We start from the raw sequence: 25,707 nt of genomic DNA on the forward strand, positions 1-25,707 counted from the left end.
CTTCACCCTTTGAAGGGTAGGGCGCCGGGGCGGTCGGCTGACCGGCGATCAACAAAACTTCAGCCCGTTAGGGGAAGAAAATCGGGCCGCCCGACGCATAGCTATCAACTGAGATGGGTAAACTGTGCCCTTTTTGCGGCCGAGTCTGCACTCCCTGCCACGGAGTGTGATATCTCCCACAACCCGAGCCGCGACTCGGCACGATCCCTTTCTTCCACGCATACCACGCCACGCGCGGGGCAGGCTCACTTGTTCACCTGACGGACGGTGCGAGGGGCACGCGCAGGCGGGGGAACCCCCTCGGGCACCCGACGGTGCCGCAACCCCACCTCGTACGACGGCGTGGCCGAGGCCTACGCCGACCGCTTTCCCGACGGCCTGGCCGACAGACCCCTGGACCTCGCCCTGCTGACGGCCTTCGCCGACCTGGCCCGCCCGCGCGAGGAGAAACCCGCCCCACCGCCGGTCGCCGACATCGGCAGCGGACCCGGCCGGGTGACCGCGCGGCTGCACGACCTCGGTCTGCCGGTCTTCGGGATCGACCTCTCCCCCCGGATGGTGGCCCTGGCCCGCCGGGCGTACCCGCACCTGCGGTTCCACGTCGGTTCGATGACGGCCCTGGACCTGCCGGACGGCACGCTCGGCGGCATCGTCGCCCTGTACTCGGTCGTCCATGTCCCGGACGACCACCTGCCGGCGGTCTTCGCCGAGTTCCACCGTGTCCTGGTTCCGGGCGGGCCCGTCCTGCTCGCCTTCCAGTCCGGTGACGAGGAGGGCCGCCTCCACCTCGACGAACGCTTCGGCCGGCCGGTGTCGCTCGACTGCTACTGGCGCACGCCGGACACCGTGGCGGCCCACCTCACCAAGGCAGGCCTGGAGATCCGGGCCCGGGTGCTGCGCGAGCCGGAGGACGAGGAGAAACGCCCGCGCGCCTTCCTCCTGGCGCGCAGGCCGGCCTGAGCTACACCGCCCCGGCCGCCACCGCCGACAGCCGGTGCACATCGCGTGCCGCACCGGTCACCCCGGACAGGAACCCCTGCGCGCGCGGTGACGCGTTCTCCGTCAGCCACTCGGGGTCGATGTCGCACACCGCGACCCGTACCTCCGTGCCGGACAGGGCGAGCGGCAGCGTGTGGACGACCGTGGAGGGAAAGCTCAGGACCGTACGGCCGATCGGGCCACGGCGGGCGATCAGTTCCAGGGGCAGCTCGGGGCGGACGATCTCCAGGCCGGTCTCGACCGCGAGGCGGTGCAGCTTCTCGGTGCTCTCACGGCGGTGGGCGAAGTAGCGGGTCGCGCCGTGGGCCTTGGCCAGGCTCCGGACGGCCTCCAGGTAGCGGTCGCCGTCCACCACGCCGGTCTCCACCAGGGACGTGCCGACCATGTCGGCGCCCTTGGTGATGCGGGGCGGGCCGAAGCGGGCGCGGGTCCAGGCGAAGGTGTTGGCGGACACCGTGATGCCGTCCGGCATGTCCGCCATCGGCATGGAGGAGAAGATCTCCACCCGCCGTCGGGTGCTCGGGGTCAGGCGGCGCCGGGCGGAGGAGGACACCGGCGCGAAGAGCAGGTCACGCGGGCCCGGGCGGCCGCCCTTGCGGTGCCACCGCACCAGGCGCTCGCCCCGGGCCAGCTGGCCGACGAACTCCATCGTCGCCGTACCGTCGTCGACGACGACCAGGTCGCGGGCCCGCGTGATGGTCAGCAGCAGCTGCACGTAGCGCGAGAAGGGGTCCCCCAAGACCACCCGGTGCGCCCGGCGCAGCAGGCCGGCGAGTCCGCCGATGGTGTGGAACGGCGCCGCCGCACCGCCCCGCGCCTCCTCCCAGCGGACCTCGTAGCCCTCTTCGCGGGCCAGCTCGGACATGCGTCGCAGCTGGCCGCGCGTCATCGGGTCGATCGGGGACAGCACCACCAGGGTGAGTCCCCCGGCGGACGACGTACGCCCGTCGCCCGGATCGCCCACAGGCCCCTCGTCGGGCCGCCCCGCGCCGGGCGCACGGGTGTGTGCCCACTCCAGTACGTTCAGCAGCTGTACCGGACTCTCGACGAACGCGAGGGTGCGGGGACCGGCATTCCCGGCGCGGGGGCTCATCGGCGTACGACCGTCCCGTCGTAAGGGGCTGTGGGGGGTTGGGCTGTTCAGACGGTCACCGGCTCGCCCGCCGCCGTGGCGATCTCCGCCTCGGCGACCACGCCGGTGACGCGGCGCAGCTTCTTCATCGGGCCGAGCTCGGACTCGTAGACCTTCTTCACGCCGTCGCCGAGGGAGGCCTCGATGGTGCGGATGTCGCGGACCAGGCGCTGCAGGCCCTGCGGCTCGACGGAGGCGGCCTGGTCGGAGCCCCACATGGCGCGGTCGAGGGTGATGTGGCGCTCGACGAAGCAGGCGCCGAGGGCGACGGCGGCGAGCGTGGTCTGCAGGCCGGTCTCGTGGCCGGAGTAGCCGATCGGGACGTTCGGGTACTCCTTCTCCAGCGTGTTGATCACGCGGAGGTTCAGCTCCTCGGCCTTCGCCGGGTAGGTGGAGGTGGCGTGGCACAGGAGGATGTTGTCGCTGCCCAGGACCTCGACCGCGTGGCGGATCTGCTTCGGGGTCGACATGCCGGTGGAGAGGATGATCGTGCGGCCGGTGGCGCGCAGGGCACGCAGCAGCTCGTCGTCCGTCAGGGAGGCGGAGGCGACCTTGTGGGCCGGGACGTCGAACTTCTCCAGGAAGGCGACGGCCTCGGTGTCCCACGGGGAGGCGAACCAGTCGATGTTCTTGGTCTTGCAGTACTCGTCGATCTGGCGGTACTCGTCCTCACCGAACTCCACGCGGTGGCGGTAGTCGATGTACGTCATCCGGCCCCAGGGGGTGTCGCGCTCGATGTCCCACTGGTCGCGCGGGGTGCAGATCTCCGGCGTGCGCTTCTGGAACTTGACCGCGTCGCAGCCGGCCTCGGCGGCCGCGTCGATCAGCTTGAAGGCGTTCTCGATGTCGCCGTTGTGGTTGATGCCGATCTCGCCGGTGATGTAGACGGGGCGGCCGGGGCCGACCTCGCGCGAACCGAGCTGACGGAGGCGGGAGTTGGTGCTCATGGCAGGAGATGTCCTTACTTGGTGAGGGGATCGAGAGAGTCGAGCGAGGGTCCGAGAATCCAGCCGGCGATCTCTCGGATCGCGCCGTCGCCACCGGGCACGGTGGTGACCGCGCGTGCGGCGCCGCGTACGACGTCGTGAGCGCTCGCGACCGCCACGGGCCAGCCGACGAGGGCGAAGCACGGGAGGTCGTTGACGTCGTTGCCGACGTAGAGCACGCGCTCCGGCGCGATGCCCTGCTCCTCGCACCACTGCTTCAGCGCGAGGTCTTTGCGGTCGACGCCGTGCAGCACCGGGAGCTTGAGCTTCCGGGCCCGGGCGGCGACGACCGGGTTCACTTCCGTGGACAGGATCAGCATCTTCAGCCCGCTCTTGCGCAGGGCGGCGATGCCGAGTCCGTCTCCGCGGTGCACGGAGACGAACTCCCGTCCATCGGCGTCGATCAGCACCCGGTCATCGGTCTGGGTGCCGTCGAAGTCCAGTACGACCGCGTCGATGTCGTCGGCGGTCGGCAGCGAACCGGGCCGGTCCGCGTCGAAGAGGGGCGCGAGGGCCCGGGCCCGCGCGAGGTCGTGCGGGTCGTCGATCTCCAGCACGCGCGCGGGGTCGGTGCGGACGAGCTCGGTCCGGCCGAAGAAGCGGTGCTGGTGCTTGCGGAAGCCGGCCGCGTCCATCGCGTAGGCGGCGCCGGTCTCCAGGAAGTCCTGGGGGCGGTCCTGGCGGCGCGGGCGGAAGGACTTGTCGTGGTTGACGCCGTAGCCGCCCTCCGGGCGGGTGCCGGACTCGACGTCCACGGCCTCGTCGTCGGCGTTGCGCCACACGAAGCCGTGGAAGGGGGCGACGGTCAGCGCGGTGTCGGCACCGTTGTCGACGAGGGCGGCCACGACCGCGTCCACGTCCTCACGGACGATGAACGGGCTGGTGCACTGCACGAGCAGCACCACGTCCACCGGCGCGCCGTGCAGCGCCTCGTGGGCGTCCATGGCGTGCAGCACGGCCGCCTCGGAGGTCGCGGTGTCTCCGGCGATGGCGGCGGGCCGCAGCACCACCTCGGCGCCGGACTGCCGGGCGGCGGCGGCGATGGCCTGGTCGTCGGTGGAGACGACGACGTCCGTGACGAGCCGCGCGGCCCGGCACTCGCGCACCGCGCGGGCCACCAGGGGCACACCGCCGACGGACGCGAGGTTCTTCGCGGGCACGCCCTTGGAGCCGCCGCGTGCGGGGATCACCGCGAGCACCCGGCGCACCGCTGCGCCGTGGCCCGCTTCCGGGTGGGACATGGGATCTACTCCTTGGGCAGGTCCTGGGGCGGGGAGGGGGGCGGCGGTCACAGCTCGCCCATCCGCCGGATCACCGGCGCCACGCGCTGCACGCCGTGCCGGTAGGCGCCGCGCGCCGCCCGGCGCACGATCTGCCGGACCGGACCGGGCTCCCTGTCGGCGGCGGGGGCGCCGGGCAGCGGGGTGCCGTCCGGGCCGAGGTGGTGGCGGGCGAGGATGCCGGGCAGGTAGCCGGGCGCGGTGCCGGGTGTGTAGTACGGGGTCAGCGGGGGCAGGCCGCCGGGCCGCTGAAGCAGCTTGGTGATGCGCTCGCGGGCCGCGTCGAAGGCGGTGGCGTACGAGCCGTCCGCGGCCACGCCCTGCCGGGACACCCACTCATCATCGGGCGCCGGCCGGTGCCCGGCGTCCAGCTGGTCCCAGGAGGCGAGGCAGCCGGAGCCGACGAAGTGGTGGTTGCCGAGGGCTTCCCGGATGCCGAGGTCGGTGAGGACGACGGTGGGGATACGGCGGTGCAGCGACTCCAGCGCGGCCGTGGAGCTGACCGTGACCAGCAGGTCGGTGCGGTCCAGCACCTCACCCATGTGCCCGTAGACCATGCGGAAGTTGGGCGGCGGGTCGAGCTTCTGCGCCAGCTTCTGGTAGGGCAACTCCTCGATGTGCGTGGTGTGTTCGCCGGGCCTGGAGCGCAGCTTGAGCAGCACCTCGCGCTCGGGGTGCAGCCGGGCGTGCTGCACCAGCCGGTTCAGCAGGTACGTACGGTCCTTGCGGCTGCCCGGGACGGACGGCTGCGCGGCGAACACCACGGTGTAGGGGTCGTGTTCGCCGGTGTACGCGGCACCGCCGAGGAACGGCAGCGCCACCTCGGTCACCGCCGAGGCGTCGGCCCCGACCCCCTCGTACACGGCGCGGAAACGCTCCGCGTCCTGGCGGGAGTTGGCGAGGACGAGGTCGGCGCCGTGCCGCAGCAGCAGGCCGTCGGCGAGCTTCTCGTAGACGACACCGACGTAGCCGGTGACGACGACGGGCCGCGAAGTGCGGTCCTCCCAGACCCGCTTGAGGCCGTGCAGCATCGCCTGCACGCCGCCGCCGACCAGGGCGAGGACCAGGATGTCGTACGACTCCTGCGCCATGGTCCGCAGGAACTCGACGGCGGTCACCTCGCGGAGCGAGTCCGCCTGGACGCCGACTTCCTGCAGTTGACGGGCGGTCGGGGTGGCGCGGCCGCGCAGGAGGTATCCGTCCAGACGGATGTCTGGTTGTTCGGCGTGTCCGGTGTTCTCCGGCGCAATGCGGTTCGCGGTGAGCGCGCCCCATTTCCACCGGGTGTCGGAGTCCGCGAGAACGGCCACCCGCAGGGCCTTCGTTGCACTTGCTGGCACGTCGAAGACGCTAGGAAGCCTTTTCTAGGATCCGCCCAACCCGAACGCAACAAACGGTTAACAGCACACCGCCGAATGGCGAATCCGGCCGCGGAACGCCGGGAAAGGCGTTCGCTTCACGGCTTCGCCACGCGGCGTTCACCCGTCATCAAGTCGCAGGTAAAGACGTAGGCCGGGCCGCGACCTAACGTCGCTGACGTGCTCAAGCTCTCCGTCATCGTGCCGTTCTACAACGTGCAGCAATACGCCCCCGACACCCTGAGGAGTCTGCGTGCGAACGCGCGTGACGACTTCGAATTCATTCTCGTCGACGACTGCTCGACCGACGGGACACCGGACATTCTCGCGCGCGCGGAGCGCGAGCTGCCCGGCGCGGTGCTGGTCAGACATGAGCGGAACGGCGGCTTGGCGACCGCGCGCAACACCGGGATCGACCGGGCACGCGGCGAGTACCTGACGTTCCTGGACGGCGACGACTGGCTCGCCCCGGGCTACTACCCGCAGCTCGTCGCCTCGATCGAGCGGCTGGGCTGCGACTTCGTACGCGTCGACCACGTGCAGTGCACCGCGCGGGCCCGCTCCGTGCACCGCGTGCCGCACGGCCGCCGGAACACGGTGCTGAGCCCGCGCGAGGCGATCCTGCCCGCCCACCGCTCGACCTCCGTCGACTACGCCTACGCCTGGGCCGGCGTCTACCACCGCCGCCTCGTCGACCGCGGCCTGCTGCACTTCACCGACGGGCTGCGCACGGCCGAGGACCGGCCGTGGATCTGGAAGCTGCACCGGGAGGCGGAGTCCTTCGCGGTGACCGGGCTGCTCGGCGTGTTCTACCGGCGCGGGGTGGCCTCGTCGCTGACGCAGATCGGGGACGCCCGGCAGCTCGATTTCATTCGCGCGTTCGACCAGGTCGTCAGGGAGACCGCCGAGGACGCGGACGCGGCGAATCTGCTGCCGAAGGCCGTGCGCACGTATTGCGCCATCATTTCCCACCACCTCGGTTCCATCGAAAGGTTCGAGCCTCCCGTGGCCAAGAAACTGAAGTCGATGAGCGCCGCCGCGCTGCGGCGCATGCCGCAGGACGCGCTCGACGAGGTCCTCGGCTCGATGGACACCGAGCGCGCCACGCGCCTGCGCCGGCTGCGCCGCCGTCCGGTGCCGGCCGCGGAGGTGGCCGCGTGACCACGCAGATCTTCATGGCGTCGACGCTGTACGGCACGGCCACGCTCGCCGCCGCGCTGGACGCCGGCTGCTTCGCGCCCGCCGACCGGCGGATCCTCCTCGTCTCCAACAACGCGGCGACACCGGAGACGGCCCCGGCCGTGGACGAGATGCCCGGATTCGAGCGGCTGCGCGGCCGGTTCGACGACGTGGTGTCGTGGAACGAGGCCATCTTCCCCTTCCATCCCGGGGGTTGGGCGCCGCGGATAGAGGACGCCCCCATGTGGGAGCGGTACTTGAGACTCGCCTGGGGCCTCGGCGACGACGATCTGGCGCTGGCCGTGGAGTCGATCCAGGTCAACCCGGCGCTCGGCGTGGCGCAGATCTTCACCGACGCGCCCGTCACCGTCTACGCCGACGGCCTGATGAGTTACGGCCCCACCCGCAACAAGATCGACCCGCTGGTCGGCACCCGCGTGGAGCGGCTGCTGCACCTGGACCTCGTGCCGGGTCTGCGGCCCCTGCTGCTCACCGAGTTCGGCGTGGAGCCGGAGGTCGTGCCGACGGCCGCCTTCACCAAGGTGCTGGCCGAACTGGTCGACACCGGCGCCGAGCTGCCGGACATCGAGGAGCCGGCGCTGCTGCTCGGCCAGTACCTGTCGGCCCTGGGCATCCTCTCCGCCGAAAAGGAGGAGAAGCTGCACGTGCGGATGCTGAAGGGCGCCGTCGAGCTCGGGCACGCCCGGGTCGTGTTCAAGCCGCATCCCTCGGCCCCGGCGCGCTTCTCCCGCATCCTGGAGACGGAGGCCGAGAAGCTCGGCGTCGACCTCACGGTCCTGGACACGCCGGTGCTGGCGGAGGTGCTGTACCAGCGCATGCGTCCGGCGCTGGTCGTCGGCTGCTTCTCCACCGGCCTGCTCACCGCGTCCGCGCTGTACGGCCTGCCGGTCGCCCGGATCGGCACGGACATCCTGCTGGAGCGCCTGACCCCGTACGAGAACAGCAACCGCGTCCCCGTCACCATCGTCGACGCGCTGCTGCCCGAGCTGACCGACCGCGCCGCCGTCCACGAACAGCGCGGGTCGATGGACACCGACGCGCTCGGCGGCCTCGTGAGGACCGTCGGGTTCGCGATGCAGCCGAAGATCCTTCCGGAGCTGCGCGCTCAGGCCGAGGGGTATCTGGCGAGGCATCTGAACCCGCACACCCGGCGGTACTTCAAGAAGAAGCGGCTGACCTCGCTGGGGCTGCCGGGCGGCGTGCCCGCCCAGCTGTCGTTCCTGCCGCGCAACGCGACCGTGCGCCGGATGGCGCGCAAGGCACGGAACCTGAAGCGGGTGGTGCGCCGCTGAGGGCAGCGGGCGGGGCGAAGAGAAAGAGGGAAGACGACTGACGGACGCGGGCCGTTGGGCCGAGGTTCACGAAACCTCCATAGCGTCCTCCAATGCTTCAGACAGCGTTCTCCCGCAGACCGTTCGACTCCGTCGGCGGACCGAGATGACCCAGCAGGACATCCGCCGGCCCGTCCCCGCCCCGGCTCCGGTCCGGCTCGCGCCGCCGGAGCCGCGGCCGCTGATCTCGTACGTGCTCCCGGTCTACAACGAGCAGGACGGCATCGCCGCCTTCCACTGCGAGCTGACCGCCGCGCTCACGCGGCGCACGGAGTTCGACTACGAACTGGTGTACGTCAACGACGGCTCCGTCGACGGTTCGCTGGCGATCCTCAAGGACTTCGCGGAGCAGGACCGACGGGTCCGGGTGGTCGACTTCGCCCGCAACTTCGGGCACCAGCTCGCCATCACCGCGGGGCTCGACCTCGCCGCGGGAGACGCGGTGATCGTCATGGACACCGATCTGCAGGACCCGCCGCGGGTCAGCCTGGAGCTGATCGACGCCTGGCAGGCGGGCGCGGAGATCGTGCACGCCCGCCGCCGCACCCGGCAGGACTCCCCCTTCAAGCGGGCCACCGCCCACCTGTACTACCGCGTCCTGCGTTCCGCCGCCGAGGTGGACATCCCGCTCGACACGGGAGACTTCCGGCTCCTGGACCGGCGGGTCGCCGACGAGCTGCGCAGGTACCGGGAACGCAGCCGTTTCGTGCGCGGCATCGTCGCCTCGATGGGCTACCGGCAGACCGAGGTGACCTTCGACCGCGACGAACGGTTCGCCGGGGAGACGAAGTACCCGCTGCGCAAGATGGCCCGCCTCGCGGCCGACGGGGTGACCAGCTTCTCCACGGTGCCGCTGCGGCTGATCACCCGGCTCGGCTTCGTGGTGCTGCTGCTGTCGCTGCTCGGCATCCTCTACGCGCTGTTCATGAAGTTCTTCCGCCCCGACATCACCGTCTCCGGCTGGACGATGCTGATGGTCGTGGTGCTCTTCCTGGGCGGCACCCAGATGCTGTCGCTCGGGGTGATCGGCGCGTACGTCGGGCGCATCTACAGCGAGGCGCAGGGGCGGCCGCTGTACCTGGTGCGCGAGGTGATCGGCACCGATGCCGGGGCGCGGCGGGGCGGTGGCGGTGGCGACTGACACCACGACCGCCGAGGCTCCCTCCCGGACACTGCGCCAGCTGATCCGCTACACCCTGATCGGCGGCAGCGGTGTCACGCTCGACCTGGTGGCCTTCCTGCTCCTGCACAACGCGGCGGGGCTGGACGAGCAGGCCGCCAACGCGCTCAGCACCACGCTCGGCATCACCAACAACTTCGTCCTCAACGCGCTGTTCACCTTCGACCGGCGCGACCGGATCGTCGTGCGCTTCCTGCGCTTCTACGCCGTCGGGCTGTCCGGGATCGCCCTGACGTACCTGCTCCTCCTCGTCTTCACCGACTCACTGGGGATCGACGCCAACCTCGTCAAGGCGGGCTCGCTGCCGCTGGTCCTGGCGCTCCAGTTCGCGCTCAACAGAAAGTGGAGTTTCGGATGAACCTCGGCATCATCGGCGCGGGTGCCACCGGCCTGACCGCCGCCTGGGACGCCGTACGCGCCGGCCACCGGGTCACCGTCCTGGAGGCGGCCCGCGAGCTGGGCGGCCTGGCCGCCTCGCTGGAGGTGGGCGGTGTCCCCCTGGAGCGCTACTACCACCACATCTTCCGCAGCGACCGGGACATGATCGCCCTGATCGAGGAGCTGGGGCTGGGCGACGCGCTGCGCTTCCACAGGCCGACGACGGGCATCTTCCGCGGCGGCAGGCTGATCGACTTCACCACGCCGGTGGACATGCTGCGCTTCCCGGAGTTCTCGCCGCTGGACGCGGTGCGGTTCGCGGGGTCGTCGGCGCTGCTGAAGGCGGTGCGGAGCGGGGAGCGGTACAACGACCGTACGGCGCTGGCGTGGCTGCGCCGCTGGGCCGGCCGCAAGGCCACGGCGGCGATCTGGGAGCCGCTGCTGCGGGGCAAGTTCGGGGAGCGGGCCGAGCAGGTGTCGATGGCGTGGCTGTGGGCCCGTATCCACTGCCGTACGTTCGAACTCGGCTATGTCGACGGCGGTTTCGAGCGGGTGTACGCGGCGCTGCGGGACGGGGTGGAGGAGCGCGGCGGCAAGGTGGAGTGCGGCAAGGCGGTGGAGTCCATCCGGCAGGACGGTGCCGAGGCGCCGGCGGTGGTGCGGTGCGCGGACGGCTCGTCGTACGACTTCGACCGGCTGATCGTCACCACCCCGCAGCCGGTTTTCGCGAAGGCGGCCGGGCTGCCCGCGGACGATGCCGTGTGGAGGAACCAGTACCTGGGCGCGACGTGCTTCGTCCTGGAGCTGGACCGCAGTGTGATCCCGTACTACTGGCTCAACATCAACGAACCCGACTTCCCGTTCCTCGCGGTGGTCGAGCACACGCGGATGATCGACCCGGCGGTGTACGGCGGGCGGCACGTCCTGTACGTCGGCAACTACGTCGAGCGCGACGACTGGCGTTTCACGACCGAGCCCGGCGAACTGCTGACCCGGTTCCTGCCGTACCTGCGGCGCGTCAACTGCGAGTTCGACGAGTCCTGGATCAAGGACTGGCACTTCTCGAAGGCCGGGTTCGCCCAGCCGGTGGTGACGCCCGGGTACCGGGCGCTGATCCCCGGCCACGAGACACCGATGAGCCGCGTCACGCTCGCGACGATGGCCCAGATCTACCCGCAGGACCGGGGACAGAGCTACTCGGTGGCGCTGGCCCGGAAGGTGACGGGGGCGCTGGGGCTGCGCCAGACGGCCTCTTGACACCTCTTACACTATTAACACGAACAGATCAGACATATCGGACTCGTGATGCGTGGTCGGTGGGTTCTCGTACCGGCGCTCGCCCTGTTTCTGGTGGTGCTGTGCGCGGTCGCCGCGCGGGCGCAGGGTGAGGAGGGCCGGCATGGCCCGGCCTTCGGGGCGCGCGCCCTGCAGGCGTTCATCGACGGCGTTCAGTTCGGTGTCATCATCGCGATCACCGCGGTGGGACTCTCGCTGATCTTCGGGACCATCCATCTGATCAACTTCGCGCACGGCGAGTTCGTCACCATCGGCGCCACGTTCGCGTTCTTCCTCAACGTCTCACCCGCCGGTCCCGGCTGGCACCTGATCCCCGCCGCCCTCGCCGCCGTGGCCTTCGGGGCCCTGGTGGGCTGGGCCACGGACCGCGGCGTCTGGCGGCCCCTGCGCGCCCGTGGCACCGGGCTGATCAACATGTTCATCGTCACGATCGGCCTGTCGCTGCTGCTGCGCCATGTCGTCCTCGTGGTGTACGGAAACCGTCCCGCCTCCTTCACCCAGTACGACATCCAGAGCGCCATCGACCTCGGACCGGTCGGCATCACCCCACGCGATCTCACGGTCACCCTGCTCTCGGTGCTGGTACTGCTCGGCATCGCCGCCCTGCTGCAGCGGACCCGGATCGGCACCGCCGTCCGGGCGGTCGCCGCCAACCGGGACCTCGCCGAGGCGTCCGGTATCGACGTTCGGCGGGTGGTGAGCATCGTCTGGATGGCCGGGGGCGCCCTGGCCGCGCTCGGCGGGATCTTCTTCGGCCTGGTCGAGGTCATCACCTGGGACATGGGCTTCAAGCTGCTGCTGCTCATGTTCGCCGGGATCGTCCTGGGCGGCCTCGGCTCCGCCTACGGCGCGATGGTGGGGAGCCTCGTCATCGGCGTCGTCGCCCAGATGTCCACCCTGTGGTTCCCCGTCGACCTGCAGTACGCCTGGGCGCTGCTGGTGCTCATCGTCGTCCTGCTGGTCCGTCCGCAGGGCATCCTCGGCCGTCGCGAGCGCGTGGGATGAGGAGGCAGCGATGGACTTCTCGGTCATCGTCTCCGACGCGCTGCGTTCCGGTATCGGCCCCATCGCCGCGATCTACGCGCTCGCCGCGATGGGCCTGAACCTGCATTTCGGCTACACCGGGCTGCTCAACTTCGGTCAGGTCGGCTTCATGCTCGTGGGCGGCTACGGGCTCGCGATCACCGTGGCGACGTGGGGAGGGCCGATGTGGCTCGGCGTGTTCGCCGGACTCGGCTGCGCCATCGTGCTGGCCCTGCTGCTCGGCCTGCCCACCCTGCGACTGCGCGCCGACTATCTCGCGATCACCACGATCGCCGCCGGGGAGACGCTGCGGCTGTTCTACCGCTCCAGCTGGGCCGAGCCCGTCACCGGTGGCGTGTACGGGCTCCAGCGGTTCGCGGGCGACTTCTACGACCTCAACCCCATTCCGCGCGGCAGCTACGGCCTGTGGCTGGTGGAGTTCGGCGCCCGGGACCTGTGGGTGATGACCGTCGGCTGGGCACTGGTGGCCCTGGTCGGGATCCTGCTCGCGCTGCTGGTGCACAGCCCCTGGGGCCGTGTCGTCCAGTCCGTCCGGGAGGACGAGACGGCCGCGCGCAGCCTCGGCAAGAACGTGTACGCGTACAAGATGCAGTCCCTGGTGCTGGGCGGCCTCCTCGGTGGTGCCGCGGGCATGATGCAGGCGATCCAGGTGCAGTCGGTGAACCCCGACAGCTTCGACCCGGGCGTCACCTTCTTCCTGTACACCCTGCTGGTGCTGGGCGGTGCCGGGCGCATCCTCGGGCCGGTCGTCGGCTCGGTGCTGTTCTGGTTCATGCTGAGCTTCCTGGACAGCGCGCTGCGGCAGGCCATCGGCGCCGGCTACATCTCCCCGGAGCTGATCAGTACGTCGGAGGTGGGCGCCGTGCGCTTCGCCCTGGTGGGAGTCGCCCTGATCCTGCTGATCGTGTTCCGGCCACAGGGCCTGCTCGGCAGCCGGAAGGAGATGATGCTCAGTGGCCGCTGAGTCCGTTCCGGCAGGGGGGACCGCCGGTCCCACGGGCCGTGCCCCCCGCGCCGCGGCCGCCGGCCGACTCGCCGGAACCGCGCCCGAGCCCGGGGTCCGCAAGCCCGATCCGCTGCTGGTCATGGACCGGGTGACCCGCACCTTCGGGGGCCTCGTCGCCGTACGGATCGAGCATCTGGAGGTGCAGCGCGGGGCCATCACGGCGCTGATCGGGCCCAACGGGGCCGGCAAGACGACGCTGTTCAACGTGGTCAGCGGGTTCGACCGGGCCGACGACGGCCGGTGGTCGTTCGACGGACAGCCCCTCACCGGCCGCCCCGCGCACCGGGTGGCGCGCAGCGGGCTCGTCCGTACGTTCCAGCTCACGAGGACCCTCCCCCGGCTCACCGTCCTGGACAACATGCTGCTCGCCGCCTCCGGGCAACGCGGCGAACGGCTGCTGCCCGCACTGCTGCGCCCCCTGTGGCGCGGGCAGGAGCGGGACGCCCGGCACCGGGCCGACGAGCTGCTGGAGCGGTTCCGGCTCGCCCAGGTGCGCGACGACTACGCGGGGACGCTCTCCGGCGGGCAGCGCAAGCTGCTGGAACTGGCCCGCGCGCTGATGTGCCGGCCGGTCATGCTCCTGCTCGACGAGCCGATGGCCGGAGTGAACCCCGCGCTGGCCCAGTCCCTCCTCGGACACATCACCCGGCTGCGCGACGAGGGGCTGACCGTCTGCTTCGTCGAGCACGACATGGACGTGGTCATGGGCATCAGCGACTGGGTCGCCGTCATGGCCGACGGCCGGCTGGTGGCCGAGGGCCCGCCGCACACGATCGGCCGGAACCCCGCCGTCGTGGACGCCTACCTCGGCAGGCGGCACGACGAGCCGGAGGCGACCGGCGAGGAGGAGTGACCATGGCCGAGGAGAACCGGCGAGGAGAGGGCACCGGGGCCGAGGACACCAGGACCGGAGCGGACCAGCCGCCGGTACTGGCGGCCGACGGGATCGTCGCGGGATACGTGCCGGGAGTCGATGTGCTGCGCGGCTGCAGCGTCGAGGTGGCGCCGGGCGAGCTGGTCGGTGTGATCGGCCCCAACGGAGCGGGCAAGTCGACGCTCGTCAAGGCGGTCTTCGGGCTGTTGCGCGTGCGCGGCGGGACGGTACGGCTGCACGGGGAGGAGGTCACCAACCGGCCCGCGCACGAGCTGGTGCGCCGCGGGGTGGGATACGTGCCCCAGCTGCAGAACGTCTTTCCGGAGCTGACGGTCGAGGAGAACCTGCGGATGGGGATCTACCTGCGGCCCAAGGCCTTCGCGCGGCGGGCCGCGGCGGTGGAGGAACTCTTCCCGGTCCTGGCCACCCGCCGCAGGCAGAAGGCGGGTTCGATGTCCGGGGGCGAGCGGCAGATGCTCGCGATGGCGCGCGCGCTCATGATGGAGCCGCGGCTGCTGCTGCTCGACGAGCCGTCGGCCGGCCTGTCGCCGCTCCACCAGGACGTGGTCTTCGACCGGGTGAAGGAGATCAACGGCGCGGGCGTCGCCGTGCTGATGGTCGAGCAGAACGCCCGCAGGTGCCTGCAGATCTGCCACCGCGGCTATGTGCTCGACCAGGGCCGCAACGCCTACACCGGCACCGGCACGGCCCTGCTGCACGACGAGAAGGTGATCGAGCTGTACCTCGGCACCCTCGCCCGCGTCCGCTGAACCCCGCGCTGCGCGCTCCGGTTCACTCCTGGGTGCTCACCTCCGTGCGCAGGGTGCGCAGCTGGGCCTGGTCGTCGTAGGTGTACACCTCGATCGTCGCCCGGCCCGGCTCACCGGCGTCGGTGAAGTCGAGCGGACCGCTCACGCCGTCGTAGTCGATGTCCCGGCCGGCCGCGAGCAGCCTCTTGCAGTCGGCGAAGGAGTTGCACTTCTCGCCGTCCTTGGTGATGCCGTTCATCTCCTTGGCGAAGACCTCCGGGTTGTCCGACTCGGCCTTCTCCGCGGCGAGCGCGATCGTCGTCACGCAGTCGAAGGCCTGGGGTGCGTACTGCAGCTCCTTCAGGTCCGGTGCGAACCTCTTCAGATCGTTCACGTACCGCTCGTTGGTCGCCGAGGCCGGAGCCGTCCCCTTCATCCCGGCGAGCCGCTCGGGATCGCCGCGGGAGACCAGCGAGGGCAGTTCATCGCTGCGCAGTCCGTCGGCGCCGTACACGCCGACGCGATCGGGCCCGAGTCCTGCCTCGAGCAGACCCTGCAGGATCCGGGCGCCCTCCTCGAAGGCGATCACCACGACGGCGTCCGGGTCGCTGTTCCTGACCTGCTGCACGATCTGGTCGAAGTTGGTGGCCCTCGGGTCGTAGGTCTCCGCGAGCGCGACGGTCGCGCCGCCGTCCCTCAGGGACTGCTCCGTGGCCCGCAGCAGGCCCCGCCCGTAGTCGTCGGCCCGGGCGACCAGGGCCACCCGCTCGTGGCCGTCCTCGCGCACGACGTCCGCCAGGACCGGCCCCTGCAACGCGTCGCTCGGCGCGGTACGGAAGTAGTAGCCGTCGTCCTCGTAGTCGGTGAACGTGGGTGCCGTGTTGGACGCCGAGCACTGGACCACGCCCGCGCCCGTCACCCGGTCGATGAACGCGAGCGACATGCCGGAAGCCGCGGCACCGATCACCGCGTCCACCCCGGCGGCCAGAACCCGGTCGGCGGACTGGGCGGCGACGGCCTCCTGACCGGCCTCGTCGCTGGAGACCACGGACGGCACCGGCTTGCCCAGGACACCACCGGCGTCGTTGATCTGCTGGATCGCGAACTTCACCGACTCGATCTGCGGCGGTCCGAGAAAGGCGAGCTGTCCCGTCTCCGGCAGGACGTAGCCGAACTTCAGCTCACCGTCCTCCTCACCGGCCGGGACCACGGACGCGGTACCGCCGGTCGCGCCCACCATCGAGATCACAAGAGCAGCCGCACCGGCGAAGATCGCAGACCGCCGTATCGGTGTCTTCATGTCCGCCTCCTCTCTCCAGAGGCCGACGGAGGGTCGTCAGGCCGGCCTTCCGCCCGCCCATCAGTTTCGAGAATAGAACGCCTGAACGCCTGTTTCCCGTCGGGCACCGGTGGTCGCCGGGCGGAAAGTCAGCCCTGCCTCCTGACGCACAGGACCGTCTTCGTGCCCCTGCTCCCGCCCGACGGGCAGTCGTACACCGCAGTGATCCGCCGCCACAGCTCCGGATCCACCCTGCCCGGGCGGAACCACGCCCGGTCCAGGACCGCGTACGGGGCCGGGTCGTGGTCGACGCAGTCGGCGTTCTCGCGGAAGGACGGCAACTCGGCGACATCCGGGAGGAAGCGGGTCCGTTGGAGGAACGTGGCGATCGGGTAGCGGCACCGGGCCGGGTGGTCGACGTAGTACGTGGTGTCGCCGAAGGCCAGGTAGAGGACGGGGGCGCCGTCGGGCAGCTCGGCCCGCAGGCGGTCGGCGTCGGCCTGCGTGCGGCGCATGCCGTCCAGGTGGCCGGCGCCGGTCATCGTGACCTCGCCGCGCAGCACCAGGTGGGGGGAGCCCGGCCAGCTGCTGCCGGCCAGGCACACCACACCGGCCAGAGCGATCAGCGCGGCCGGCCACACCCGGCGCGGACCCCGCCCGCGCCGGGCCTCGAGCAGGGCGTCCACAGCCGCCGCGAGAGTGACGACGACAGCCACGCCCCAGACCACCGCCGGCCGCTGGACGTCCCCCGACGCCCGGGCGTACAGCACGGGCAGCACCCCGCACGCGACGGACGCCGACCCGAAGCACCACGGCGGCGAACGGCGCGCACCCCCCACCGCCGGCCCCCACACCGCGGCGGCGAGCACCGGCAGCTGGGCCGCGTGGTACAGGAACCAGTTGCCCTGGACGGCCACGACCGCCAGTGCGCCCAGCCCCGCGGTCAGCGCCACCAGCAGCAGTTCGGCGCGCCGGGCCCGCCCCCGCACCCGGGCCAGCACCAGCACCAGCGCGCCCGGCAGGAGCAGCAGCACCGGGCTGAGCACGGCCCGGTCGGCCAGGAAGGCCACGGAGCGTTCCAGGAGGAGCGACGCGTCGATGCCGGTGCGGCCGAGCGCCGACCGGTTGATCTGCGGCATGTCCTCGGTCCACTGCCACTCGTGGGAGCCGGCGAGCACGCTCAGCCCGAACAGGGCGACCGCGCCGGGCACCGCCAGCAGGGCGAGCCGTACCGCCCGGCCCCGGTCGACGACGTACACGAGGAGCACCCCGATCGCGGCCGTGGCGGCGGTGGAGTACTTCATCATCACCGCGAGGCCCAGGGGCAGCGCGGCGAGCAGCGCCGCCGGCCACGGCCGGGCGGGGCCGAGCGCCGCGGCGACCCCCAGCACCGTGAGCAGCACCGCCGCCCACTCCGGCTGGAGGAAGTCGGTGCGGGGCGCCAGGGCCAGGGCGAGGCCCACGGCGCCCGCCGTGAGGGCCGCCTCGCGTCCGGTGACCCGGCGGGTCAGCGCCGCGAACAGGGCGTAGGCGGCCGCGGCGGCGAGCAGGGCGCCCGCCGCCTCCATCACGGTCTCGCGGACCGCCGTGCCGCCGAAGGTGAGGCCGTCGAGGCCCGCGACGAACCAGCGGTAGAAGAACGGCCGGTGGGTGAAGACCTCCGACGGCGAGTACCCGGCGGCCTCGCCCGTGCGCAGGGCGCCGAGGACGTAGTGCAGGTCGCCGGTCAGCCGCCGGGTGAGGACGGCGTACGTTACGACCGCGGCGGCGGGCAGGGCGACCACCGGCCACCACAGGGGTGACCGGCGTGCGCCCTCCCGGGGCCGAGCGGCAGGAGGGCCGTCGGCGACGAGGGTGGCCATGGCTCAGCCGCCCAGAACGGCCCGCAGCTCGGCCGCGTTGGCCTCCGTCACCTTCCACAGCGGCTGCTGCCGGTCGTGCACGTCCGCGACGGTGGCGGCGTGGTGGTCCAGCATGTCGACGGCCTTCTCGGTGAGCACCGCGCCGAGGTTCCGGTCGTGCACCGAGACACCCCACTCCGGGCGTTCGATGTCGTTCAGGAAGTACGCCATCTTCGGGTGCGAGATGAGGCTGATGATCGGGGTGCCGACGCCGAAGGGGATCATGCCGGCGTGCCCGCGCATGCCGATGACGAGCCGGGTCTTGGCGTACGTCTCGCGGATCGTGTCGTTGTCGAAGTCGTACATCGGGATCACCGGCAGCGAGATGCCGTACTCGCGGCGCAGGTCGAAGGCGATGCGCTCGTCGTCGAGGGAGTGCGCCACGCACCGGACCTCGGTGTGGGCGCCGATCGCGCGCACGGCCTTGGCGATCTCGGCGAGGAAGTGCCCGTAGTCGTGCCCGAAGCGCAGGCCCGCCCGGTCGTAGGCCGCGTTCAGCAGGACGGTGTCCTCGCGGTACGCCGGGTCGCTCCAGCCGGGGACCAGCTGTCGGCTGACCGTGGTGGGGCAGGGCTGGAAGCGGACCTTGTCGTGCAGGTGCGCGGGCAGCAGGGCGCGGACCTTCTCGATGGAGCCGTGGTTGCGCAGGCCGAAGAACGCCGACTTCTCCACCAGCAGGCGCAGGCTCGCGTGGAAGCGTCCGGCGCGGTACGACTGCCCGTCGAAGGCGTTGAAGCCGACGGCGTACACCATGATCGGCACGTCGATGCCGCGCAGGTGCTCGTCGGGGACGTTCCACTGCCAGGCGCTGTTGCCGTTGGGCATGGTGTCCGGGATGAACAGTCCGCCACCGCCGATGACCAGGCCGCGCCGGGCGTTGACCCGCTCCAGGGCCGCCCTGTCGAACAGGCGGTGGGCGTGGACGGAGTGCCAGCGGCGGGTGGTGGTGTCGGCGCCGAAGGCGAGGCGGACGGTCTCCGGGAGCAGCTTGTCGCCCGCGTTGCCCTGCCGGTCCATGTAGAAGGCGACGTGGGCGAGTTGGTCCTCGGGGGCGCCCTGTTCCTGCGCCGGGACGGCGGCCGCGCGCTGGGCCCACAGGCGGCTGGAGCGGTGGGTGGGGTCGACGGACATGCCGGCCGTGGCGTACTTCAGGGCCTCCGCGTTGTCGCCGTGCACCCAGGCGATCTGGGCGAGGCGGGCATAGGCGGTGGCGGCCCGGTTGGGGGCGGCGGTGGCCAGCAGCAGTTGGGCCCTGGCCTCCTCGTAGCGGGAGACGCTCATCAGGGCGTGGCCGAGCACCTCGTGCGGCCAGGCCTCGTCCAGCGGGATGTGCACGCCGGACAGGAGGTCGACGGCCTCCTGGTACTCGCCGGCCGCGATGTGCGCGGCGGCCACCTTGCGGGCGCACTCGACGTCGCCGGTGCGGCGGACGTGCGGGGTGCCGTAGTGCACGAGCAGGTCATGGTGGAGGGTGCCGCCCAGCGCCAGGTAGGCGGCGTGGAAGTCGGCGTCGGACATCTCGTACGACCGCCAGCGCTCCTCCGCCTGGCTGTACCCGGCCTCGCCGCCCTGCCAGGGCTTGTGGCGGCCGGTGAAGTGCAGGATGGCGGTGTCGTCGGGGACGGGCAGGTCGCCGGACAGGCGCCGCTTGACGAAGTTGTAGCGCGGGTCGAGGCGGAGGAAGTCGCCGTCGAGGACGGCGTTGAGGATGCCCTGGTCGTGTTTGTCGAGCTCGTAGCCGCCGCTGCGGCCGCACGCGTCGAGCCTGGCGCAGAACTCGTCGGACAGGTACTCGCGCTGGATGACGAGGAGGCCGGAGTTGAGCTTGTGCTGGCCGTAGAAGAACTGCGGGACGGCCGCCAGCCCCTCGCGCAGCTTGAGCAGTTCGCCCAGGTCACCGAGGACGACCATGTCGGTGTCGAGCGTGATGACGGTGTCGTACTCGCGCAGCCGGAACACGTCGAGGATGAAGTACGCCTTGCGGACCAGGTAGTTGTCCTGGTCGCCCTTGACGTACGCGTCGTAGTGGTCGGCGTTGACGCGGCGCAGCACGATGCGCGGGTGCAGGGCGCGAATGCGGGCGATGGAGGCGGGGCGCAGGTCGTCGTACAGGACGACGAAGTCCTCGCACACCCCCGCGTTGGACAGCGCGAGGCTGCGCAGCAGGGCGAGGAAGCCGGGCAGGTAGTTCTCGTCGACGTAACTCGCGAAGGCGATGCGGCGCTTGCCCGTGAGGGCGTGGGCGGCCGTCACCGGGACCTGGGCGGCGGCGGTCCCGGTCGGGGAGGTCATGGTCATCGCAGGGATATCCTCATGTCGGTGACGCGCTGGGCCCGCTGCATGACCCATTCCTTCTCGCTGGTGTATTCGTGCACGGACGTGATGGGCATCTTCATCGCTTCCGGCACGCGGTAGGCGCCGGATTCGTAGAAGTCGAAGCCGATCAGGTCGAGGGCCGGGCTGACGTCCAGGAAGTCCAGCAGCCACAGCATGTTGAAGCCGGTGGTGGGGATGCCCGGCCAGGCGTCGGTGCCGAGCCTGCCGATGGTGCGGACGGGCCAGCGCAGCGACTCGTCGCCGAGGTACTGCTGGGCGCCGGGGACGAGCCGGGTGCGCAGCGACCACTTCCAGTCGCCGGAGACGCCGCCGAAGACGAGGCGGGTGGTGACCTGCTTGTCCCAGTTGAAGCCGTGCTTGTGGATGGTGGCGTGGATGTCGGTGCGGCTGCCGGTGTTCTTCGGGTCGATCCGGTACGAGTTGAAGCGCACGACGAGGTCGTAGGCGTCGATCTCGCCGCCCATCGAACTGGCGCCGACGCGCCCGGAGTTGGCGATCAGGCAGATGGACTTGCCGGCGATCTGGTTGCGGAACTCGCCGAGGCTGATCCACCGCACGCCGCCGACGGTCGGGTCGGCGACGGGTCCGCGCATGCGGGAGCGGCGCTGTTCGGCGTAGAGGGCGAGGGCCTCGGTGAGCGCGGCCAGGTCGGCGCCGGGGACGGCGGTGCGCAGGTCGAGGTACTGGCTGAGCAGTTCCTGCCGGTCGGCGACCGGGGCCCCGTCCTCGGCCAGGAAGAGGAGCGCTCCCACGAGTCGGGGCTCGGCCTGCGCCCAGTCGCCGACCGCGTGCGCGGCGAGGCCCTCGGCCCACACGTCGGTGGCGGGACCGCGGGCGAACTCCGCGGCGCGCGGGCACTGCCGCCGCAGCAGCGCGAGCAGTTCGCGCTCCTTGTCGGCCGCGGTGCGCAGGCCGGCGACCCGGGCGCGGACGCCGAAGCCGTCGTCGTCGGTGAGGCCGAGGTAGCGCTCGTAGGCCTCCACCGCGCCGTCCTCGTCGCCGAGGGCCTCCAGGAGACGCGCGCGCAGCCGCCAGCCGGCGCGGGAGTTCTTGCGCTGGGCGAGGACGGTGTCGCTGATGACGAGAGCGAGGTTCAGCTCGTCGTCGTAGCCGCACTCCAGTGCCTTGTTGGCGACGGCGAGCAGGGCGTCGAGCAGGTCGTTCGGGATACCCGGGGCGGGCGTCGGTGCCGCGCCCTTGACGGCGCGCTTGAGCCGCGCGGCGGCGCCGCCCGCCGGGGCGGGGGCGGCCGCCCCGGACGTGCTCCACACGACCAGCAACTTGCGCAGCTGCTCGGCGAGTTCGGTGCGGCGGCGGTCGAGACTGCCGACGAGTTTGCCGCTGTGCACGGCACAGGCGCGCAAACAGTCGTCCAGCTCCCCCCCACGTGCCCGTGCCCGTCTGTTCTGGACCGTCGTCATGGCACTCCTGTGTTCTGCCTGACCAATGCTGGTGTTGCGGCTGCTGTCGCCGCGTTTACTGCACCGTGGGGGGATGTTGGGAAAATCTAGAAACCGAAAACAACGCCCAGGTGAACTCGTCGGGTCCGGGCGGCGAATCGTTGGGCCGTCAACCAGGTCCGTTCTGTCATTCGGATTAGCGTGCTGAGACACCCACAGGACCACCCGCGAGGGGAATTTCCGTGACCAGCACGACCGTCCGCCCGGCCCCCGATGTGATCATCCGGACGGGCCCCGTACGGCCACCCCGCGAGACCCGACTGCGTGCCCTGGACGGACTGCGCCTGGCCGCCGCGCTGATGGTGGCGGCGTACCACTACGGGGGTCGCGGCGGCGAGGTCACCGAGGCCTGGGGCAGCTCGCCGAAGGAGCAGTTCCCCACGCTGCACCAGTTCTTCGCCTACGGCTGCCTCGGCGTCCAGGTCTTCTTCGTGATCAGCGGGTTCGTGATCTGCATGAGCGGCTGGGGCCGGCCGTTGAGGTCGTTCTTCGCCTCGCGCGCCTCCCGTCTGCTGCCGGCCTACTGGGTGGCGGTGATCCTGGTGACGGCGGTGTTCGCGCTGCCGGGGGTCGTCTACAAGGCGGTGTCGCCGAGCGACGCGCTGGTGAACCTGACGATGCTGCAGATGCCGCTCGGCGTCGACCGGGTACTGGGCGTGTGCTGGACCCTGTGGGCGGAGATCCGCTTCTACGCGCTGTTCGCGCTGTGCGTGGTGCTGCCCGGGGCGAGCCGGCAGCGCGTGATCATGTTCTGTGCGGTCTGGACCCTGGCGGCGGTGATCGCCCAGGCCGCGCACGAGCCGCTGCTCGACGTCGTCCTGATGCCCGAGTACGCCCCGTTCTTCATCGGCGGCATCGGCCTGTACCTCGTCCACCGTGACCGGAAGGACGCCTACGCCTGGGGCATCGTGGCGGTGAGCTGGCTGATCGGGCAGCACTACGCGGTCCAGGGGCTGTGGCACGCGCCGGACGCGGACGGCTTCTCCTATCGCTCCTCGTTCGGGATCGTCCTCGTCGTGACGTTCGGCTTCGTGGCGGTCGCGGCGATCGCGCTGGGCTGGCTGAACTGGGCGAACTGGCGCTGGCTGACGGTGGCCGGGGCCCTGACGTACCCGTTCTACCTGGTCCACGAGCACCTCGGCTGGGTGGTGATCCACGAGCTGCACGGGCGGCTGGGTCTGCCGTCGGCCGAGGTGTTCGCCCTGACGGTCGCGTCGATGCTGCTGCTGGCCTGGCTGCTGCACCGGTTCGTCGAGAAGCCGGTGACGCCTTGGCTGCGGGGGGTGCTGTCCAGGGCGCGATAAGACCCGATTGCGCCCAGGTTGTTCACGACACGTTCAGTCCGATGACAGTTTCCGCCACGTCCACGGAGCAGGCTCGACTCATGGCCAACGCACACGCGACCGAAAAGTACCCGGGCACACTCGCGGACGTCCCGGGCTGGTTCCCGCCCCTGGACCAGGTGCTGTTCACCTGGTTCCTCGAACAGCAGGAGGCAAACCGGCTACGCGGCGACCTGCTCGAACTCGGCGCCTACATGGGCAAGAGCGCGATCCTGCTGGGCCGCCACCTGCGGGACGGCGAGACGTTCACGGTCTGCGACCTGTTCGAGAGCGACGCCCCGGACGACGCCAACAAGGCCGAGACCTCCAAGTCGTACGCCTCGCTCACCCGGCAGGCCTTCGAGCGGAACTACCTCTCCTTCCACGACACCCTGCCGACGGTGATCCAGGGCCCGAGCTCCGTGATCTCCTCGCACGTCGCCCCCCGCACCTGCCGCTTCGTGCACATCGACGCCTCGCACCTGTATGAGCACGTGCACGGCGACATCGGCGCGGCCCGCGACCTCCTGCTGCCCGAGGGTGTGGTCGTCCTCGACGACTTCCGCTCCGAGCACACGCCGGGTGTCTCCGTCGCCGCGTGGGAGGCCGTCCTCACCCGCGGACTGCGCCCGATCTGCCTCAGCACGCAGAAGCTGTACGGCACCTGGGGCGACCCCGAGCCGCTCCAGGAGGAGCTGCTGACGATGCTCAAGGAGCGCGACGACTGCGGTCTGAGCGTCCAGTGGGCCGCCGGCCACCGCCTGATCCGCACCCACTCCAAGCGCACGCAGCCCCCGCCGTTCCCGCACTCCCGCCACTACGTCCCGCCCGTCCCGAAGCCCGCCCCGGCCCCGCGCCCCGCCGCTGCCCGCCCGCAACGCTCCCGGGCCCGCCGCCTGGCGACGGACCTGCTGCCGCCGGTGGTGACACGGGCGATCCGGCGGGCGCGGGCCTCCTAGCCGCCCACCCGGCCGGCGTCGGTCCGTCCTGAGGCCGGTCGTCGCTCAGGCGCTCGCCAGCGACAGCTTCACCGCGAAGCCGAGGAACAGCGCGCCCGCCGCCGAGGTCGCCCCCGCCGCGAGGCGCCTGCGGCGGCGGAACGCGGCGGCCAGCCGGGTGCCGCTGAAGATGAGCGCGCTGAGGTAGAGGACGCTGGCCAGCTGGGCGAAGGCGCCGAGGACGACGAAGGAGAGGGCGGGGTAGGCGTAGCCGGGGTCGACGAACTGCACGAAGAAGGCGACGAAGAAGAGGATCGCCTTGGGGTTGAAGAGGCTGATGACGAGGGCACGGCGGAACGGCCGCTCGTCGGGGCCGTCGGCGGCCGGTCCGTCCTGCGCGCCCCTCTCCCGCCGCGTCCGCCACATCCCCCACGCGGCCCGCAGCATGCCGATCGCGAGCCAGGTCAGATACCCGGCCCCGGCGTACTGCACGATCCCGAACAGCAGGGCGTTGGCCTGCAGCAGCGAGGCGACCCCGGCGGCCGACAGCGTCATCAGCACGGTGTCCCCGCACCAGACCCCGGCGGCGGCACGGTAACCGGCCCGCACACCGCGCCGGGCGGCGACGGAGAGGACGTACAGCGAGTTGGGGCCGGGGAGCAGGATGATCAGGACGAGGCCTGCCAGATAGGTGGGGAGGTCGGTGACGCCGAGCATGGAAAGGAGTGTCGCACGCGGGTACGACACTCCTCCTCGGAATTCCGGTCAGTCGTCGCCGTCGAGGAGGGTGTCCACGGAGAGGTCGAGGGTGACACCGACGGACTCGGGGACCGGGACGGTCTGGCCTCGCCTGAAGCGCTGGGGGTCGGGGTACGTGCCGTCGGCGGGGGCGGTGTGGAGCAGGACTTCGTCGTGCTTGCGGTCAGCGATGAGGTAGGCCGGGATGCCGGCCTGGGCGTAGCACTCGACCTTGGGACCGAGGTCGTCGGACCAGTTCGACGAGGTCACCTCGACAACCAGGCGAAAAACGTTCGGGGCGTAGCAGTTCCTCTGGACGAGGGCGTCGCGGAAGTCCTCATCGACAACTGAGAAGTCCGGGACCGCGTAGTCGTCGGGCAGAGAAGGCAGCCACAGGCCGATGCCCTGGACATACCTGAGCCCGGCCTTTCGGGCTCCGGCCCGTGCGAACTCCTCGACCAGACAGGTCAACGCCAGCGCATGCGAACCATCCGGCGGCGGTGTCACGACGAGCCTCCCCTGGAGAATCTCCACCCGGTGCCCGGGCAGCTCCTCCCAGAGCCGGTCGGCAGCATCGGCAAGCGACGACTCGTGCAGCATCACAGCCACGGCACCCTCCTTCGGGGAACACCCTCCACGAGCGTAACCGGGGGCGGGCGATTTCCGCCCCCGATCACCATTCGAGGGAATCGCCCAGCTCAGAACGCATCCGACGGCACGTAGGTCCCCCAAACCTCCCGAAGGGCGTTGCAGACCTCGCCCACGGTGGCCCGGGCCCGCAGCGCGTCCTTCATCGGGTACAGGACGTTGTCCTCGCCCTCTGCGGCCTTCTTCAACGCCGCCAGCGCCGCGTCCACCGCCGCCTGATCCCGCTCCGCGCGCAGCTTCGCCAGCCGCTCGGCCTGCTGGGCCTCGATCG

General features: G+C 71.2%; 23 protein-coding genes. 12 read left to right on the plus strand and 11 right to left on the minus strand.

Annotated elements, in window-relative coordinates; all coding sequences use genetic code 11:
• Positions 1 to 342: 342 nt before the first annotated feature.
• Positions 343 to 960, plus strand: coding sequence for a class I SAM-dependent methyltransferase (locus tag ACYVMZ_RS19600; protein ID WP_461081312.1), 618 nt, complete (start codon positions 343 to 345; stop codon positions 958 to 960).
• A gap of 1 nt (position 961) precedes the next feature.
• On the opposite strand, the gene ACYVMZ_RS19605 is transcribed toward ACYVMZ_RS19600, so the two are convergent.
• From ACYVMZ_RS19605 to ACYVMZ_RS19620, 4 genes are read right to left on the minus strand one after another with little or no spacing between them, the layout of a single operon-like run.
• Positions 962 to 2,092 carry a hypothetical protein gene (locus ACYVMZ_RS19605; protein ID WP_461081314.1) on the minus strand — a complete coding sequence of 377 codons (1,131 nt, stop codon included), beginning with the start codon at positions 2,090 to 2,092 and terminating at the stop codon, positions 962 to 964.
• Between the two features lie 47 nt (positions 2,093 to 2,139).
• The gene (locus ACYVMZ_RS19610) at positions 2,140 to 3,078 is read right to left on the minus strand and encodes an N-acetylneuraminate synthase family protein (protein ID WP_461081316.1); all 939 of its coding nucleotides are present in this window, start codon (positions 3,076 to 3,078) and stop codon (positions 2,140 to 2,142) included.
• Between the two features lie 14 nt (positions 3,079 to 3,092).
• Positions 3,093 to 4,358, minus strand: coding sequence for a cytidylyltransferase domain-containing protein (locus ACYVMZ_RS19615; RefSeq protein WP_461081318.1), 1,266 nt, complete (start codon positions 4,356 to 4,358; stop codon positions 3,093 to 3,095).
• Positions 4,359 to 4,405: 47 nt separating this feature from the next.
• Positions 4,406 to 5,737 carry a DUF6716 putative glycosyltransferase gene (locus ACYVMZ_RS19620; RefSeq protein WP_461081320.1) on the minus strand — a complete coding sequence of 444 codons (1,332 nt, stop codon included), beginning with the start codon at positions 5,735 to 5,737 and terminating at the stop codon, positions 4,406 to 4,408.
• 198 nt (positions 5,738 to 5,935) lie between these two features.
• Here ACYVMZ_RS19620 and ACYVMZ_RS19625 point away from each other — a divergent pair, with 198 nt between their 5' ends.
• From ACYVMZ_RS19625 to ACYVMZ_RS19665, 9 genes are all read left to right on the plus strand, one after another.
• Positions 5,936 to 6,916, plus strand: a complete 981-nt coding sequence (locus tag ACYVMZ_RS19625) for a glycosyltransferase family 2 protein (RefSeq protein ID WP_461081322.1) — start codon at positions 5,936 to 5,938, stop codon at positions 6,914 to 6,916.
• Positions 6,913 to 8,247: a polysialyltransferase family glycosyltransferase gene (locus tag ACYVMZ_RS19630; protein ID WP_461081324.1), complete on the plus strand. Its 1,335-nt coding sequence runs from the start codon at positions 6,913 to 6,915 to the stop codon at positions 8,245 to 8,247. Before ACYVMZ_RS19625 ends, ACYVMZ_RS19630 begins: the two co-directional genes overlap by 4 nt.
• Before the next feature lie 145 nt (positions 8,248 to 8,392).
• Complete coding sequence (locus ACYVMZ_RS19635) at positions 8,393 to 9,427, plus strand: glycosyltransferase family 2 protein (protein ID WP_461081326.1); 1,035 nt, start codon at positions 8,393 to 8,395, stop codon at positions 9,425 to 9,427.
• The gene (locus ACYVMZ_RS19640) at positions 9,417 to 9,824 is read left to right on the plus strand and encodes a GtrA family protein (RefSeq protein ID WP_461081328.1); all 408 of its coding nucleotides are present in this window, start codon (positions 9,417 to 9,419) and stop codon (positions 9,822 to 9,824) included. Before ACYVMZ_RS19635 ends, ACYVMZ_RS19640 begins: the two co-directional genes overlap by 11 nt.
• Complete coding sequence (locus ACYVMZ_RS19645) at positions 9,821 to 11,101, plus strand: NAD(P)/FAD-dependent oxidoreductase (protein ID WP_461081330.1); 1,281 nt, start codon at positions 9,821 to 9,823, stop codon at positions 11,099 to 11,101. The genes ACYVMZ_RS19640 and ACYVMZ_RS19645 overlap by 4 nt, the downstream gene beginning before the upstream one ends.
• A 48-nt stretch (positions 11,102 to 11,149) precedes the next feature.
• The gene (locus ACYVMZ_RS19650; protein ID WP_461081332.1) at positions 11,150 to 12,145 is read left to right on the plus strand and encodes a branched-chain amino acid ABC transporter permease; all 996 of its coding nucleotides are present in this window, start codon (positions 11,150 to 11,152) and stop codon (positions 12,143 to 12,145) included.
• 10 nt (positions 12,146 to 12,155) lie between these two features.
• Positions 12,156 to 13,148 (plus strand): branched-chain amino acid ABC transporter permease, encoded by a 993-nt coding sequence (locus tag ACYVMZ_RS19655; protein WP_461081334.1) that lies wholly within the window; start codon positions 12,156 to 12,158, stop codon positions 13,146 to 13,148.
• On the plus strand, positions 13,138 to 14,043 hold the full coding sequence (locus ACYVMZ_RS19660) for an ABC transporter ATP-binding protein (protein ID WP_461081336.1): 906 nt from the start codon (positions 13,138 to 13,140) through the stop codon (positions 14,041 to 14,043). Before ACYVMZ_RS19655 ends, ACYVMZ_RS19660 begins: the two co-directional genes overlap by 11 nt.
• A 2-nt stretch (positions 14,044 to 14,045) precedes the next feature.
• Entirely contained in the window at positions 14,046 to 14,834 is a 789-nt protein-coding gene (locus ACYVMZ_RS19665; RefSeq protein ID WP_461081338.1) for an ABC transporter ATP-binding protein, read from the plus strand.
• 22 nt (positions 14,835 to 14,856) lie between these two features.
• Here ACYVMZ_RS19665 and ACYVMZ_RS19670 read toward each other — a convergent pair whose 3' ends face one another.
• From ACYVMZ_RS19670 to ACYVMZ_RS19685, 4 genes are all read right to left on the minus strand, one after another.
• Entirely contained in the window at positions 14,857 to 16,113 is a 1,257-nt protein-coding gene (locus ACYVMZ_RS19670; RefSeq protein WP_461081340.1) for an ABC transporter substrate-binding protein, read from the minus strand.
• Positions 16,114 to 16,241: 128 nt separating this feature from the next.
• Positions 16,242 to 17,954 (minus strand): hypothetical protein, encoded by a 1,713-nt coding sequence (locus ACYVMZ_RS19675; protein WP_461081342.1) that lies wholly within the window; start codon positions 17,952 to 17,954, stop codon positions 16,242 to 16,244.
• A gap of 3 nt (positions 17,955 to 17,957) precedes the next feature.
• Complete coding sequence (locus tag ACYVMZ_RS19680; protein WP_461081344.1) at positions 17,958 to 20,291, minus strand: glycosyltransferase; 2,334 nt, start codon at positions 20,289 to 20,291, stop codon at positions 17,958 to 17,960.
• The gene (locus ACYVMZ_RS19685; protein WP_461081346.1) at positions 20,288 to 21,751 is read right to left on the minus strand and encodes a glycosyltransferase family 29 protein; all 1,464 of its coding nucleotides are present in this window, start codon (positions 21,749 to 21,751) and stop codon (positions 20,288 to 20,290) included. The genes ACYVMZ_RS19680 and ACYVMZ_RS19685 overlap by 4 nt, the downstream gene beginning before the upstream one ends.
• Positions 21,752 to 21,972: 221 nt before the next feature.
• Here ACYVMZ_RS19685 and ACYVMZ_RS19690 point away from each other — a divergent pair, with 221 nt between their 5' ends.
• Both ACYVMZ_RS19690 and ACYVMZ_RS19695 read left to right on the plus strand, forming a co-directional pair.
• Entirely contained in the window at positions 21,973 to 23,094 is a 1,122-nt protein-coding gene (locus ACYVMZ_RS19690; RefSeq protein ID WP_461081348.1) for an acyltransferase family protein, read from the plus strand.
• A gap of 80 nt (positions 23,095 to 23,174) precedes the next feature.
• Positions 23,175 to 24,071: a class I SAM-dependent methyltransferase gene (locus tag ACYVMZ_RS19695; protein ID WP_461081350.1), complete on the plus strand. Its 897-nt coding sequence runs from the start codon at positions 23,175 to 23,177 to the stop codon at positions 24,069 to 24,071.
• A 45-nt stretch (positions 24,072 to 24,116) separates the two neighbouring features.
• On the opposite strand, the gene leuE is transcribed toward ACYVMZ_RS19695, so the two are convergent.
• From leuE to ACYVMZ_RS19710, 3 genes are all read right to left on the minus strand, one after another.
• Positions 24,117 to 24,767: a leucine efflux protein LeuE gene (gene leuE, locus ACYVMZ_RS19700; RefSeq protein ID WP_461081352.1), complete on the minus strand. Its 651-nt coding sequence runs from the start codon at positions 24,765 to 24,767 to the stop codon at positions 24,117 to 24,119.
• Positions 24,768 to 24,815: 48 nt separating this feature from the next.
• Positions 24,816 to 25,388 (minus strand): Uma2 family endonuclease, encoded by a 573-nt coding sequence (locus ACYVMZ_RS19705; protein ID WP_461081374.1) that lies wholly within the window; start codon positions 25,386 to 25,388, stop codon positions 24,816 to 24,818.
• A 98-nt stretch (positions 25,389 to 25,486) separates the two neighbouring features.
• Positions 25,487 to 25,707 (minus strand): methylmalonyl-CoA mutase family protein (locus tag ACYVMZ_RS19710; protein ID WP_461081354.1); only part of this gene is annotated, 221 nt, incomplete at its 5' end.

The organism is Streptomyces deserti, from assembly GCF_054782695.1.

What these genes read in the sequence shown, in the direction of transcription:
- ACYVMZ_RS19605 (WP_461081314.1), bottom strand. Translation starts at nt 2,092, where the DNA reads ATGAGCCCCCGCGCCGGGAATGCCGGTCCCCGCACCCTCGCGTTCGTC.
- ACYVMZ_RS19610 (WP_461081316.1), bottom strand. Translation starts at nt 3,078, where the DNA reads ATGAGCACCAACTCCCGCCTCCGTCAGCTCGGTTCGCGCGAGGTCGGC.
- ACYVMZ_RS19615 (WP_461081318.1), bottom strand. Translation starts at nt 4,358, where the DNA reads ATGTCCCACCCGGAAGCGGGCCACGGCGCAGCGGTGCGCCGGGTGCTC.
- ACYVMZ_RS19635 (WP_461081326.1), top strand. Translation starts at nt 8,393, where the DNA reads ATGACCCAGCAGGACATCCGCCGGCCCGTCCCCGCCCCGGCTCCGGTC.
- ACYVMZ_RS19645 (WP_461081330.1), top strand. Translation starts at nt 9,821, where the DNA reads ATGAACCTCGGCATCATCGGCGCGGGTGCCACCGGCCTGACCGCCGCC.
- ACYVMZ_RS19650 (WP_461081332.1), top strand. Translation starts at nt 11,150, where the DNA reads ATGCGTGGTCGGTGGGTTCTCGTACCGGCGCTCGCCCTGTTTCTGGTG.
- ACYVMZ_RS19655 (WP_461081334.1), top strand. Translation starts at nt 12,156, where the DNA reads ATGGACTTCTCGGTCATCGTCTCCGACGCGCTGCGTTCCGGTATCGGC.
- ACYVMZ_RS19665 (WP_461081338.1), top strand. Translation starts at nt 14,046, where the DNA reads ATGGCCGAGGAGAACCGGCGAGGAGAGGGCACCGGGGCCGAGGACACC.
- ACYVMZ_RS19670 (WP_461081340.1), bottom strand. Translation starts at nt 16,113, where the DNA reads ATGAAGACACCGATACGGCGGTCTGCGATCTTCGCCGGTGCGGCTGCT.
- ACYVMZ_RS19675 (WP_461081342.1), bottom strand. Translation starts at nt 17,954, where the DNA reads ATGGCCACCCTCGTCGCCGACGGCCCTCCTGCCGCTCGGCCCCGGGAG.
- ACYVMZ_RS19680 (WP_461081344.1), bottom strand. Translation starts at nt 20,291, where the DNA reads ATGACCATGACCTCCCCGACCGGGACCGCCGCCGCCCAGGTCCCGGTG.
- ACYVMZ_RS19685 (WP_461081346.1), bottom strand. Translation starts at nt 21,751, where the DNA reads ATGACGACGGTCCAGAACAGACGGGCACGGGCACGTGGGGGGGAGCTG.
- ACYVMZ_RS19695 (WP_461081350.1), top strand. Translation starts at nt 23,175, where the DNA reads ATGGCCAACGCACACGCGACCGAAAAGTACCCGGGCACACTCGCGGAC.
- leuE (WP_461081352.1), bottom strand. Translation starts at nt 24,767, where the DNA reads ATGCTCGGCGTCACCGACCTCCCCACCTATCTGGCAGGCCTCGTCCTG.
- ACYVMZ_RS19705 (WP_461081374.1), bottom strand. Translation starts at nt 25,388, where the DNA reads ATGCTGCACGAGTCGTCGCTTGCCGATGCTGCCGACCGGCTCTGGGAG.